Source organism: Pseudothermotoga sp. U03pept, from assembly GCF_051235805.1.
GTDB lineage: Bacteria > Thermotogota > Thermotogae > Thermotogales > DSM-5069 > Pseudothermotoga_B.
In genome coordinates this window covers 38,180-51,895 of the sequence record NZ_JBPNXV010000003.1, presented here as the reverse complement: position 1 = coordinate 51,895, position 13,716 = coordinate 38,180, and the positions used below count along the sequence as shown (strand labels likewise).

14 protein-coding genes are annotated in these 13,716 nt (G+C 42.2%); 12 read left to right on the top strand and 2 right to left on the bottom strand.

Annotated features, from left to right (window positions below):
* The first annotated feature begins 32 nt into the window (after positions 1-32).
* The 7 genes from ACSFC1_RS10775 (at position 33) to ACSFC1_RS10745 (ending at position 6,896) form a co-directional block, all read left to right on the top strand.
* Entirely contained in the window at positions 33-1,115 is a 1,083-nt protein-coding gene (locus ACSFC1_RS10775; RefSeq protein ID WP_435566186.1) for a tetratricopeptide repeat protein, read from the top strand.
* A complete protein-coding gene (locus ACSFC1_RS10770) occupies positions 1,100-1,825 on the top strand; it encodes a prepilin peptidase (RefSeq protein ID WP_435566185.1) in 726 nt (241 codons plus the stop codon). Before ACSFC1_RS10775 ends, ACSFC1_RS10770 begins: the two co-directional genes overlap by 16 nt.
* 104 nt (positions 1,826-1,929) lie before the next feature.
* Entirely contained in the window at positions 1,930-2,292 is a 363-nt protein-coding gene (locus ACSFC1_RS10765) for a lytic transglycosylase domain-containing protein (protein ID WP_435566184.1), read from the top strand.
* Positions 2,293-2,296: 4 nt separating this feature from the next.
* Entirely contained in the window at positions 2,297-3,826 is a 1,530-nt protein-coding gene (locus tag ACSFC1_RS10760; RefSeq protein WP_435566183.1) for an NAD(P)H-hydrate dehydratase, read from the top strand.
* Complete coding sequence (locus tag ACSFC1_RS10755; protein ID WP_435566182.1) at positions 3,823-4,974, top strand: tetratricopeptide repeat protein; 1,152 nt, start codon at positions 3,823-3,825, stop codon at positions 4,972-4,974. Before ACSFC1_RS10760 ends, ACSFC1_RS10755 begins: the two co-directional genes overlap by 4 nt.
* 3 nt (positions 4,975-4,977) lie before the next feature.
* Positions 4,978-5,910: a tRNA (guanosine(46)-N7)-methyltransferase TrmB gene (gene trmB, locus ACSFC1_RS10750; RefSeq protein WP_435566181.1), complete on the top strand. Its 933-nt coding sequence runs from the start codon at positions 4,978-4,980 to the stop codon at positions 5,908-5,910.
* On the top strand, positions 5,907-6,896 hold the full coding sequence (locus ACSFC1_RS10745; protein ID WP_435566180.1) for an NAD(P)H-dependent glycerol-3-phosphate dehydrogenase: 990 nt from the start codon (positions 5,907-5,909) through the stop codon (positions 6,894-6,896). Before trmB ends, ACSFC1_RS10745 begins: the two co-directional genes overlap by 4 nt.
* Here ACSFC1_RS10745 and dnaA read toward each other — a convergent pair.
* Together dnaA and ACSFC1_RS10735 are read right to left on the bottom strand one after the other, a co-directional pair.
* On the bottom strand, positions 6,889-8,217 hold the full coding sequence (dnaA, locus tag ACSFC1_RS10740) for a chromosomal replication initiator protein DnaA (protein WP_435566179.1): 1,329 nt from the start codon (positions 8,215-8,217) through the stop codon (positions 6,889-6,891). The two genes, ACSFC1_RS10745 and dnaA, sit on opposite strands and share 8 nt — an antisense overlap.
* Positions 8,218-8,388: 171 nt before the next feature.
* Positions 8,389-8,571 carry a ferredoxin gene (locus ACSFC1_RS10735; RefSeq protein ID WP_435566178.1) on the bottom strand — a complete coding sequence of 61 codons (183 nt, stop codon included), beginning with the start codon at positions 8,569-8,571 and terminating at the stop codon, positions 8,389-8,391.
* A gap of 351 nt (positions 8,572-8,922) precedes the next feature.
* On the opposite strand from ACSFC1_RS10735, the gene ACSFC1_RS10730 reads away from it, so the two are divergent.
* From ACSFC1_RS10730 to ACSFC1_RS10710, 5 genes are all read left to right on the top strand, one after another.
* Complete coding sequence (locus tag ACSFC1_RS10730) at positions 8,923-9,594, top strand: lipid-binding SYLF domain-containing protein (RefSeq protein WP_435566177.1); 672 nt, start codon at positions 8,923-8,925, stop codon at positions 9,592-9,594.
* Positions 9,595-9,655: 61 nt separating this feature from the next.
* A complete protein-coding gene (gene uvrB, locus ACSFC1_RS10725; RefSeq protein WP_435566176.1) occupies positions 9,656-11,617 on the top strand; it encodes an excinuclease ABC subunit UvrB in 1,962 nt (653 codons plus the stop codon).
* Entirely contained in the window at positions 11,614-12,384 is a 771-nt protein-coding gene (locus ACSFC1_RS10720; protein WP_435566175.1) for an inositol monophosphatase family protein, read from the top strand. Before uvrB ends, ACSFC1_RS10720 begins: the two co-directional genes overlap by 4 nt.
* Positions 12,381-13,040 carry a deoxynucleoside kinase gene (locus ACSFC1_RS10715; protein ID WP_435566174.1) on the top strand — a complete coding sequence of 220 codons (660 nt, stop codon included), beginning with the start codon at positions 12,381-12,383 and terminating at the stop codon, positions 13,038-13,040. Before ACSFC1_RS10720 ends, ACSFC1_RS10715 begins: the two co-directional genes overlap by 4 nt.
* A complete protein-coding gene (locus tag ACSFC1_RS10710) occupies positions 13,033-13,710 on the top strand; it encodes a deoxynucleoside kinase (RefSeq protein ID WP_435566173.1) in 678 nt (225 codons plus the stop codon). The genes ACSFC1_RS10715 and ACSFC1_RS10710 overlap by 8 nt, the downstream gene beginning before the upstream one ends.
* The last annotated feature ends 6 nt before the right edge of the window (positions 13,711-13,716 follow it).

Genomic DNA, 13,716 nt, shown 5'->3' with positions numbered 1-13,716 from the left:
TAAAGTACAGGTGAAGCGAATATTTCAAGGGAGTGGTAAGCTTGGAAAGGGTGATCATCTTGGAAGTGCAAGAACGTGAAATCGAGATCACGACGGACACACCTTTTGTAATAATGTTGAGAGATTTGATGTACGAAGGTGACTGGCAGTCAATGAAACAAGATTTTGGCAATAAGAATTCCATCGCCAAGATTATAGAGGATTGCAAGTATATAGAAAGTCATGTGACACTTCTGAATGAAACCGTTTATGAGCCGATTTGTTTTGAGGAACTGCTCGAGTGGTTAGAAGAAAAGAATATTTCGGCGAGGAATTTCGTTCATGCTTCTTTGAGTGGTTTGTATGATCTTGCGCTCGATTATGCCGATAAAGATCTTCACGATGTGGCTTTCAAGATAATAAAGTACATATTGGAAATCGACAAGAACTATGCTCCTGCGTATGAATTACTCGGTTCGTTGCTACTCGAAAAAGGTGAGTTCGAACAGGGTATAAAGTATTTAGATAAAGCCATAGAGATAGATCCTTGGCTCGTGGAGGCATACTCATCTCTTGGAGAGGCTTACTACAACCTTGGAGAGTACTTGAAGGCAGCTTCTTATTGGGAGAGAGAGATAGAGTATGCACCGGACAACAAGTTCACTTACTTCATGCTTGCAGAAGCTTATAGAAAAGCCAATCTTTACGATAAGGTGTGCGATATTCTTGAGCGATTCTTGAAGATCGATCCTAAGAGTATCCTTGCGATTTATGAATTAGCAGAGGCTTACAAAATGGCTGGAAAGATGCAGCAGTTCAAGGAAATGGAAGAAAGAATACTAAAGATGAGACCTGTCTATGCAAACGATGTGGAAGTGTGGAGCCGCGTTCAGCTCAGACATGGTAACTATTCTGCAGTAGAAGAAGTAGTCAGTCAGATGCTTGAAGACACTAAGACAAAAGCCCACTTAAAGCTGCTACTCTTTTTGGCGTGTGTGAAGCAGGGAAAGGTAGAACGTGCCAAACAATTGATACAAGAGATGAAGGATCAGAATCTGTGGTATCTATATGGCAAAAAAGAGTTGTTCTCTGAGTTTTTGACCGAGGAGGAGATGCGCTCTTGTGGCATTTCTTGAGCTTTTTGTTTGGCGTTGTGATCGGGAGTTTCTTGAATGTAGTGATATATAGATTGCCGAGAAAGAATCTGAATATTGTGAAACCAGCTTATTCCATTTGTCCAAATTGTGGACAGAGAATAGAATGGTATGACAATGTACCCATTATCAGCTACATACTGTTAGCTGGAAAGTGCAGAAAGTGTAAGGCTAAGATCAGTCCAAGGTATCCAATTGTGGAACTTGTGAACGGTTTTTGCTATATGCTCAATTCTTACAGAAGTTCACATTTCATAGAGTTCTTGGCTCTGTCATTGCTGATTTCTTGTTCCCTGATCATTGCTTTCATAGATCTTGAATTCATGCTGATACCAGATACAACGATGATTCTTGTCGCACTGGCAAGTTTTGTCTTGTGGTTCTTGAGCGGGGCGAACCTTTTCAATTTGATCGGTGTCGCTGCTGTGACAGCACTTCTTTTGATCCTGATGATTGCCTACAAAGGTGGTATGGGTGGAGGAGATGTGATCTTAATGGCAGCACTGAGTCTGAGCCTTGGAATTGTCGGATCATTTTACACACTGATCTTTGCCTCTGTGAGTGCAATTCTTTATGCCCTAATAAAGAGTAGAGGAAAACTATCTATGAAGCAGAAGATACCATTTGGTACCTTTCTCGCACCAGCTGGTTATGTGATGATCTTTATTCAGAAATACGTATCGATGTGGTAGAAGTGAAAGCTGTATTTTTTGCTTTTCTATTATTGGCTGTTCTGTGTTTATATTTGTTTTTTCCGTTGAGGTATTATTCAGTTGTAAAGGAAAACTGCGGGTCTATGGACCCTCTTTTGGTTATGTCATTGATAAAAGTGGAGAGCAACTTCAAAGAAGATGCCGTCTCCCGAGCAGGAGCAGTTGGTCTGATGCAATTGATGCCAAAAACAGCTGCATGGATTTGTGAGAGGGCTGGTATATCGGGAGAAATAGATATAACCTCCCCAGTTGACAACATAGTGATTGGCATCGAGTACTTGCGTTATTTGATAAATTTGTACGATGGAAACATAGATTTGGCTTTAAGAGCATACAATGCAGGACCGGCGAGGGTAGACTCACAAAACGTCATCGCCAAGGAGTATCTTTTGAAGATCAAATCGTATTACAGAATCTACAGACTCTTGTATTTCTGGGTGAGGTGAGAGTTTGAAGGTTGTTACGGTACAAGAGATGCGCGAGATAGATAAAGTGTGTTCGGAACAATTCGGTATTCAATCTTCTCTGTTGATGGAACGAGCGGGCTTGTCTGTTGTACTTGCGATCGAGCAGAATTTTGGCGACATCACCAACCAATCTTTCCTCGTGCTGTGCGGGCAGGGTAACAATGGTGGAGACGGTTTTGTCGTAGCCCGAGATTTGCTTGAATACACAGACTATGTGACCACAGTTTTTGTAGGAGACGAAGAAAAGCTCTCGCCTGAGTCTGTTGAGAATCTGAAAAGGTTGAAGGCACTGGGAGCTGATGTTAGAAGGATTGCAAAAGACATCAACCCTGATGAACTTGCAGAATTGTTGAAAAAAAGTGATATCGTGGTAGATGCTCTGTTGGGTATTGGAGTGAGGGGAGAGGTTCGAGAGCCGATATCGCAGATCATAAAGCTTGTCAATCTGTACTCAAAGTATGTTGTTTCTGTTGACGTGCCCTCTGGTATTGAGACTGATACTGGTTCTGTACTCGGTATAGCTGTGCAGGCTGACATGACTGTGACCTTTGGTCTTCCTAAGGTTTGCCACCTTCTGTATCCCGGTAGGGAGTTGTGTGGGAAACTCAAGGTAGCGAGTATAGGAATACCGAGGTTCTTGAGAGAGTCTGAACAGATCAAGAGACAGATAATTACAAAACAACTGGTTAGATCACTCTTGCCAAGACGACTCAGAGACTCACACAAAGGGAGTTATGGGAAGGTTCTCGTGGTGGCTGGTTCTATCGATTATCCTGGTGCTGCTGTTCTGACGAGTACGGCGGCTTTGAGAGTGGGGTGTGGATATCTTCAACTTCTGAGTAGTCCTTCAGCTTGTGCGATTGCAGTTACACGAGAACCAGGTATCGTGGCAAGGGCGATCAACCATGAGCACTTCACAGGAGAAGACACAGAACTGGCACTCGAGATGGCACAGGACGCCGACGCAGTTGTCATAGGCCCAGGTATGACTTGTAACGAAGATACGATAGAGTTCTTCGAGAAATTTATCGTGAATCTCAGGAAACCTGTAATCATCGATGCCGATGGATTGAACTGTTTAGCCCGAAAACCTCAGATTTTGGATAAGATCATCGCACCTGTTGTTCTGACGCCACACCCTGGTGAGTTTGCTAGACTGCTCCACAGAGAGATTAATGAAGTAAAGTACAACTACGTGCTTGCTGAAGAGTTTTCACGTAAATACAATGTGGTCGTTGTTTTGAAAGGGGCAACTACTCTGGTGGCATCTGTGAACGGTACATTTTTCAATTTGACTGGGAATTCATCTTTGGCTAAGGCGGGAACAGGAGATGTGCTCTCAGGTATGATAGCCGGTCTGGTGGGACAAGGAATGGATGTAAAGGACGCATCAGTGAGTGCAGTTTACTTGCATGGAGTTGCCGCAGAGCATTATAATTCAAGGGAGGGTACAATGCTCACGAGTGAATTACTAAATCTAATTCCTTCTGCCATAAAGGAGGTGGAAAGTTGAACGACGTAGTTGAGAGGGTGGTGAGGGATTTAATAAGAAACAATCAACTCTCCAGAGCAAGGGCTGTCTTGAGCCTTTTCCAAGATGAGTATCCACATCTGCTCCTTGAACTCGAAGCAGCGTCTGGAAACTGGAGAATGGTGCCAAAGATCTACGAAAGGTTGTCTGGTGAACGCAAAGAAGAGTACAAGACCCTCTACAAGACAGCTGTTGAAAGGGTAAAAGCAGACTATGTTGACGATGTGAAAGAAGCCTTTGAAGAGATTTCCAAGAACAACTTCGAAGGTGGAATGGCAATTCTTGAAAGTGTTTCAAAAGCGTATCCTGAACTTTCTGAAGCTATTGCCTTGAAACTCGAGCTCGCACGACGCAAGAAGGATAAGGCAAGGGCAAAGATCTACGAAGAAGCGCTCAAAAAGATCGATGCTTCTCACCCACTTTTGGTTACAAAACCAGAAAAGGTATCAAAGTCTACAAACACTGATATCGTCTTATTAGTTGGTATTCTCGCCACACTTGTATTAGCACTCGTTGGGGTTTTTCTGAGTCTTTCTCAGTCGAGCAGGATGTCGGGTATGAATACAGAGATAGTGCAACTGAAAGATCAGTTCGTCAAGCTTGATTCATCTGTTGCCGAGATCAAAAACTCTCTTTTGAATTTTGAGAGAATATTTGTTTTGGAAGAAAAGATTGACAGAAATTCCCAGCAAATCTCCAACTCGGCTGAGAGAATTTTAGAAGTGATTCAATCTATGAAATTCGCCAACTCCGAAGAACTGAAGGCACTCAAGGAGGAACTAACTAAACTCTTGGCTGCCAGCGTGAGTAAGCAGCAAAGACTGAATCTTGTGCTGTCAAAGGATTTGGACGCAGAACTCAGTAAGTCACTTTGGCTGTTTGGATACAGATTGTACAAAGCGGGTTACTACCAAGATGCCTATACCATTTTGAACAACGTCTCGAGTATTCTCAGTGGTACTGGTTTGTACTTTGAAGATGATGCCTACTATTACATGGCATTATCTGTTTATGAAGCTGGTGACATAGCAACAGCCAAAGAAGCTTTTAGAGCGTTTCTGAGCATTTATCCAAACAGTGAATATGCACCACACGCAAGGTATTTTCTGACAAAAGTAAATGGGAGATGAAAGATGAACTGTGATTTTCTTTCGTACTTCATAAAGCCTCAACAGTATTCGATGCCTCTGAACTGGCATGAGATTTTCCAGACAAAAGGAAAACTCGCCGTTGAGATTGGTTTTGGTAGCGGCGAGTTTCTTGTTTCTCTTGCGAAGCAGCAGAAAGATTACAACTTCATTGGATTTGAGACATCGATCACATCTCTTGTGAGAGCTCAGAAAAAGATACACAGTGAATCTCTAAGGAATATAAGAGTTGTACTTGCCGATGGCAGATTTGGTTTGAGGGAATTCTTCACTGATAATTCTGTTGATCAAGTGTACACAAATTTTCCTTGCCCGTGGCCCAAAAAATCACACAGAGACAAGAGATTCACGAACCAAGGCTTTGCAGAAACCTTATCTGCAGTCTTGACTCTCGGTGGGACCTTTCAACTTGTCACAGACGTACAGTGGTACGCAGAAGAAATGAGAGATGTTCTGCTCTCTACAGGATCTTTTGAATTGCTTCAGTTCAATGAGAACAGCGAGATTGTTGTTGGTACGAGATATGAGAGAAAGTGGCTTTCTGAAGGTAGAAAGACGTACACCTTATTTGTGAATAAGGTTGCTCACAAAACTGTTGAAAGATTCACTTGGGAGGATGATCCAATGCCTCACGTTCATTTGAACAGGGCAGATGCGGATAAACTCGTGACGTTGGCAGGAGTGGTTTTCAAACACAATAAAGGAGTTTTTGTAGTGAAGAGAGTCTACAAATGTGATGAAGGAGAGTATCTTCTGAGAATGGTATCGAACGAAGATGGTTTTCAACAGAGATATTTCATAAGTGTCGAGAGAGAAAAAGATGGCTGGCTTGTGAAACTCGATCCTGATGCTCTTGCTTACCGAACACCAGTGGTGAAATTCTCTGTCCGGAAAATAGCAGAGGTGATAGGTTCTTGAGATTTTCTGTGCTGGGTGCAGGCAGTTGGGGAACCGTCTTTGCGAAATTGTTAGTTGAGAATGGTCATGAAGTTTTGCTGTGGGCAAGAAGAGAGGAGCTTGCAGAAGATATAAACAAGAATCATGAGAACACAGAATATCTTCCAGGTCTGAAGTTACCCCAAAGTCTTATTGCAACGTCGAGAATTTCTGAAGTTGAAGGTTTTTCTGAAAACTTCGTAATAGCGGTTCCTGTTAAATATATTGAAGGAGTCCTTGAGAAATTCAGCAAGAAACCGAAAACTGTCGTAAATCTTTCGAAGGGTATAGACAGCAAGCAGAGGTCAGTTAGCTCGATAGTTTGTTCGCGTTGGCAAGACATTGAATATTCAGTGCTCTCAGGACCATGTCATGCTCTCGAGGTTGCAGTAAGGCTCCCTACATCTGTGGTAATTGCCTGTGAGAATCAACAGCTGGCAAGAGAACTTCAAGTAGCTTTCAGTAACGAATATTTTAGAGTATACACATGTGAAGATGTTTTGGGAGTTGAGATAAGTGGAGCTGTGAAAAATGTTATAGCGATAGCAGCTGGAGTCATCGACGGGCTTGGGCGTTGGCACAATGCTAAGGCTGCCTTGATAACTCGGGGCTTACACGAGATAGGCAGATTTGGATTGGCTTTAGGTTGCAAAAGTCCGCTGACCTTTATGGGTCTTGCTGGTATGGGTGACTTGATTGTAACCTGCACCAGTACTCATAGCAGAAACAGACATGTTGGTGAAATGGTTGCTAAGGGAGTGAAGTTGGTAGATGTTCTAAAAGACATGAAGATGGTTGCTGAAGGTGTACACACAGTTAAACCTCTTCTTGAAATTGCAGAGTCATTGAAAATCGACATGCCCATATGTCGGCAAGTTTATGAAGTTCTTTTCGCAGGCAAAGATCCACAGCAGGCTATCACTGAACTGATGACAAGACCATTGAAGATGGAAATAGAATTCAAATAGATTGATTCGAAACGCGATCTGTCAGGTACTTAACGAGTTGATCAATTTGGTTTTTCACGATGATATTCCCACTGTTGAGTAGTTCCTCTACCTTCTGCAATGTGTGTGAGACAGTTGGATGGGATCTGTTAAAGAGTTCGGCAATTTGCCTGAGTGAAAGCCCAAAATGATTCTTTGCGACAAACATTCCCACCTGTCTTGCGTTGAGAACTATTTGCTTCTTACTCTTGCCGACTATCTCCTCTGGGGTTACACCAAAAAATTTGCACAAAGTGATTATCAGTTTTTGCTGGGGTAATTCCTTCGGCGCTTGAACTGCGGCAATGGAAAGAAGCTCTGCTGCCTTTTGCACATCAATGATATCATTAGAAATCTGTTGATACATTATGATTTTTACAAGTGCGCCGCGTAATCTTCTCAGATTGTCTGAAAAGTTGGTTGCCACTAACCTTAAAACATCTTCTTGTAAATGTGCACCTTCAAGTTGTACCATCTTACTGGCGATCTTGAAACAAGTTTCTTCGTCGGGTTTCTCTATTTTTGCAACAACACCCATCTGAAATCGCGATACAAGTCTGTCTTGAAACTTCTCGAGTTGTTGCGGATCGCGATCAGAGCATACTACTACTTGTTTTCCAGCATTGTAGAGTTCGTTGAAGGTGTGAAACAATTCGGTCTGAATACCAGATTTTCCGATCAGGAACTGAACATCATCGAGCAAGAGCACATCGATTTTGTTCCTGAATCTTTCTCTGAACTCCTGCACCTGGTTTTTCTTTATTGAATCCACGAGTTCGTTTAGGAATCTTTCACTTGTGAGGTATATCACTCTCAAATCAGGTTGATTTCTGAACAAGTAGTGACCAATTGCCTGTACCAAGTGAGTTTTGCCCAGTCCAACACCGCCGTACAAGAAGAATGGGTTGTATTTACCAGGATTTTTGGCTATTTCAAGTGAAGTACTGTACGCAAACATGTTGTTGGGTCCAACGATAAAGTTGTCAAAAGTGAGAATAGGGTTCAGTGGGGTCAATACCAAAGGCCTTTTCTTCACCAAAGGTTCATTTTCGTCTGATTCTTCCTGTGGTTGAGTTGGGGCATAATCTATTTGAAAGCTCATCTGCCTTTCGAAAACTTCCTTCAAAGTTTTAGATATCAAGGCACCGTACTTTTTCTCCAGCCAGTCCCTGATGAAGAGATTCCCAACCTGGAACACCACATGATCTGTCTTGATCTCTTTAACATCGAAGGTTCCAAACCAACTTTCCCACACTCTTCGGTTCAATTTTGATTTTAAGGATTCGATAATTTTCTCTCTCATAAAGAATGCTCCCCACGAAGTTAAACGATGATATCAGGTAGGTACAGATATTATTATGTACCCTTTGGTGGGTTACTTCAAGGAACAGAATTGTTTATGTTCTAAAAACTTTCCACTTTGGTTGAGAATATCAGATGGGATGAGAAAAAGAGGCGGTTGCCCGCCTCTTTGTTACTCCTCAATTGCGATTGCGCCTGTCGGACAGCTGTCAGCTGCGTCCTTAGCACAATCAAGTTCAGTTTCAGGCTGCAAAACCTTTGCCTTTCCGTCATCTCCAAGTTTGAAAACATCAGGGCACAGACTTTCACAAACTCCACAACCGATGCATGCTGCTTCATCAACTCTGACCTTCATTCGTACACCTCCTCTGGATATTGGGACGCCAACCCGAATCTATTATACACTTGCTTGACCTTTTCTCGTTCTCTGAAATGAATGAGATTCTATCTCAAATAGAATCAAAGTTCCTGTCTCTATGCGGCCTAAAGTTGTGTATCAGTGAATTGTTGTTGGCTCAAATCGGTACGACTATGTTATCTTCTGCTATCATCAACAGCAGATCATTCCTTAGAGTGTTCTTTACTCAATGGATATAAGTCAAGTGATTAGACCATAGCATGAAAGAATTAATTGTGCCTTACGGCCCATCTTAGTGATGTTTTTGTCTTTGTGAGATGTGGTAAACTTAAACGAGGAGGTGTAACTGTGAGAAGATTGGTTTTTGTGTTGCTTTTTGTACCTATTTTCGGATTAGCGGCGACGCCTACTGAAAGACTGACTGGAGCTCTATCCATACTCAAAGAACTTTCAAATATACCTGACAGTGGTGCCTTTGTTGAACTTCTTCGCCAATCTGAAGGCATCGCCATATACCCATCACTGATAAAGGTTGGATTGGTGATCGGTGGTCAGTATGGAGAAGGTTTGGTTTTCAAAAGAGATACCCCCACAGCCAAGTGGTATGGACCTGTGTTTGTCAAGTTGACTGGTCTTAGTCTGGGTGCTCAGATTGGTATTCAGAATGTTGGCTTGGTGTTGGTGCTCATGAATGAAGACGCTGTCAAGAGTTTTACCTCGAGCAATGTAACATTAGGTGGTAACATAAGCGTTGCCGCAGGTCCAATGGGAAGATCTCTTTCAGCAGACACGGATTACAAACTCCAAGCAGCTATATACTCGTACTCTGTCAGTAAGGGATTTTTCGCTGGGTTGTCTTTGCAAGGATCGGTTGTTCAAGTAGATGAAGATGCAAACAAGCAGTTTTACGGTTCATCTGTATCTGCTTTAGATCTCTTGAAAGCAGAACCAAAGTCAAAAGAAGTTGTTGATCTTGTGAATTACTTGAACAGTTTGATATACCTGCAACCGGCTATGTGAGGTCTAATCTTTACCACTCATTAAGTGAAAGAAATTTGAACTCTCTGTGGGGGCACTTTAAGTGTTCAAGCTTGTCAGTGAATATGAGCCAACAGGTGATCAACCACAAGCTATAGAGAATTTGGTAGAAGGTATAAACAAGGGTTACAGATTCCAAACATTGGTTGGCGTGACTGGTAGCGGTAAGACTTTCACGATGGCGAATGTGATCTCTCGTCTGAACAGACCTGCTCTTGTCATATCTCCGAACAAGACTCTTGCAGCACAACTGTATGGAGAATTCAAAGGCTTCTTTCCACACAACAAGGTTGAATATTTCATAAGCTACTACGACTATTATCAACCAGAGGCTTATGTTCCAACAAGAGATCTTTACATAGAAAAAAATGCGGATATAAACGATGTACTCGTTAGAATGAGAATGTCTGCATTGAAATCAGTTCGAACAAGGCGGGATGTAGTTGTAGTCGCTAGTGTCTCAAGCATATACGCTTCGGGAGATCCCACGGATTTCGACAAGATGAACATCCAACTTCATGTAGGACAAAAGATCTCACCACAGGCGATCGCACAAAGACTGGCGAGAATAGGTTATGCCAGAAGCAGTGAGATAACAGTCAAGGGTTGTTTCAGAATAAGTGGCGATGTGTTAGAGATATATCCAACTTACCAAGATGAAGGTATAAGAGTTGAGTTCTTCGGTACAACTATAGAGAAGATAGAATCTTTTGACAAACTCAACCGTTCACTTATCGAGGAGCTTTCAAAGATAACAGTTTATCCAGCAGTTGAGTTCATCACAACCGAGGAAAAAGTTAAGAAAGCAGTTGAATCGATCAAAGTCGAGCTTGAGGAAAGACTTAGAGAGCTTAAGAATCAAGGAAAACTCTTAGAAGCTCAAAGGTTAGAGCAGCGGACAATGCATGATATAGAGCTACTCTCCACGCTTGGGTTCTGCCCCGGTATAGAGAATTATTCAAGACACTTCGACGGAAGACTGCCTGGAGAACCACCTTATACCCTATTGGATTATTTCGACAAAGATTTCATAGTTTTTCTTGACGAATCTCACATAGCAGTTCCTCAACTCAGAGCGATGTGGCGCGGAGAGTTTTCGAGGAAGAAAAACTTGGTTGATTATGGCTTCAGACTCCCATCAGCTTATGACAATCGGCCATTGACCTTCGAGGAGTTCCTGAAAAAGGTCTCGCAAATTGTATTTGTTTCCGCAACGCCGGGACCTTTCGAATATCAAGTGAGTGAACAGATTGTCGAGCAGATAATTCGTCCCACTGGGCTCGTTGATCCTGAAGTTGAGGTTCGTCCAACTAAGTATCAGATAGACGATCTGGTAAATGAAATAAGAGAGATTGTTGAAAGAAAAGAAAGAGCGCTTGTGACAGTATTGACAAAGAAGACAGCCGAAAGATTGAGTGAATATCTCACTGAGCTCGGTATAAGATCTCTGTACATTCACTCTGAGCTTGATGCGATAGAAAGGATAGAGGTTCTCAAAAAACTGCGTCGAGGTGATGTTGACGTTGTGGTGGGTATAAATTTGCTGAGAGAAGGGCTTGATCTTCCAGAGGTATCCTTGGTTGCCATACTGGATTCAGATAAAGAAGGTTTTCTCAGATCAGAGACCACGTTGATACAAATCATTGGAAGAGTTGCAAGAAACTTGAATGGAAAGGTCCTGATGTACGCCGATAAGGTCACCCCAGCGATGCAGAGAGCAATTGATGAGACAAATCGAAGGAGAAAAATACAGATAGAGTACAATCAAAAACATGGTATAACTCCAAGAACGATAGTCAAACCACTTCAGATAGAGATATTTGAAAAATTCATTCAGCAACCAGAGCAGGTTGATTACACAGAGTTGGCTAAGGATCTCACAAAAGAAGAGTATCTGAGCTTATTGGAAGAAGAGATGTACAGAGCTGCAAGTGAACTTCGATATGAAGATGCGGCAAAATTGAGAGATGAGATCTTCAGACTCAGAGAGGAGTTGAGAGAATGAAAATCATATGCGAGGCTGCAAAGAGGGCTGGTGACTTCGCAAGAGATAGATTCGACAAAGAACACACAGTTGATTACAAGAGTAGGGTGTCAGATGTAGTTACAGAAGTAGATCTTGCCTGTCAAGAGATTATCGTAGACACCATTTCGAAATATCTGCCAGAGGCGATGTTTGTACTCGAGGAAGGTAGTGAGAGCGCAAAAGTTCCTGATGCTGAGTGTATATTCGTGGTTGATCCAATAGACGGAACTTTGAATTACAGTCATGCACTTGCTTACTTTGCAGTCAGTATCGCCAGGGTAGATTACAGAGAAATAACTGAGGCAGCTGTTTATTTGCCTATGAGCAACGAGTTGTTCTACGCGAAGAAGGGCTTAGGAGCTTTTCTCAACGGTGAACAGATTTTCAATCGAAAGAGCCCGCCGTTGGAAAAAGCCTTTTTGGTGACTGGTTGGCCCTATGATGAATCCCTTTTCAACTGGACTTATATGGCTATAGAAAGACTGGCACGAAAGACCCAAGAGATAAGAATACTTGGTTCTTCGGCAGCCGAACTCTGTCATTTGGCTTGTGGGAAGTTTGATGGGTACTGGGAGGTTGGGCTCAAACCTTGGGACACAGCCGGAGGGGTCCTTGTAGCGAAAGAGGCAGGTATCGTGGTCAGTGGAATTCAAGGAGACTATAATTTTGAATCTGGTGAAGTTTTGGCTGCTGTTCCTTCTATACACGAAAGGCTGAGAGAGATACTTAGAGAGGCCAAAAGATGAGACCATTGATCATCGTTGAAGGTACTGTTGGCGCGGGTAAGACTACTTTGATAAACCGTTTGGCTGAAAGATTGTCGCTTGAGCCTCTCTATGAATTGACTGATCAAAAGTTGGTGCAAATACTCGAAAAATTCTACGCAGATCCGACTAAGTGGGGGTTTCAGTTACAGATATACTTTTTGACAAAGAGATTAGAACAGATGAAAATCGGCTGTGAAAAGCAAAATGTAGTAATGGATCGTTCGATCTTCTGCGATCACATCTTCCCAACTGTTCTGTTCAAAAGAGGTGAGATGACAGAACTCGAATATCTGATTTACAAAGAACTGTACGATCAGTTGATCGATCTGTCATCACCACCTCAACTGATGATTTACTTAAAATGCAGTACACAGACTGCTGTAGAAAGAATAAAAAAACGAGGTAGACTTTGGGAACTTCAGATCGATCAAGAATACTGGGAAAGACTCAATCAAGAGTATGAAGATTTCTTTTCAAATTACAATCTTTCCTCTCTTTTGATAATCAATTCAGACTCGGTAGACCAAAATTTCGAGGGAGTTGATTCGTTGATCCGGCAGATTTTAGAAGACTCACAAAAGGCCGTTTACGAATACGATGGTAGATCGTTGAAAAGGAGTGTTAGATGTGCTTGAAATCGTCGTCGAAGGTACCGTGGGGGCTGGCAAGACAACTTTGGTGGAAATTCTGGAAAAGGAAAGAGGTATGAAGGGTTTCTACGAGATGGGCGATGAACTTGCAGATCAAATACTCGAGAGATATTACAAGGACAAGCACAGATGGTGTTTGACGATGGAGCTTTATTTTCTGCACAAACGTTTCTTACAGGTCCGAGAGGCAAGTCAGACAGATAGAGCCGTTATGGACCGTTCTATGACAGGCGATTTTGTGTTCGTAAAAATGCAGAAACAGTTTGGTTTTTTACAACCGATCGAATACTCTGTCTATGAGAATTTCTACAAAACGATGGTTCAAATATTACCATTGCCGAAGTTACTGGTTTATATAAAATGTTCTGTGGAAACGGCGCTTCGAAGAATCGAGAAAAGAGGTAGAGTTTACGAGGTTTCTGTTGAAAGATCTTATTGGGAACAACTCAACTATTACTACGATATGACATTTCTCGATGGTTCCAATCACAATATACTCGTTGTAGACGGAGATCAGATAGATTTTGTCGAAAATGACTCACACCGTGCCCTTGTTCTCAACGCAATTGATAGATGCATGAACTCTAATGGGATCTATATTTTAGATGAAACTGGTCTGAGATATCAAGTGAACTGGTATAATAATAACGCGTAGATTCTT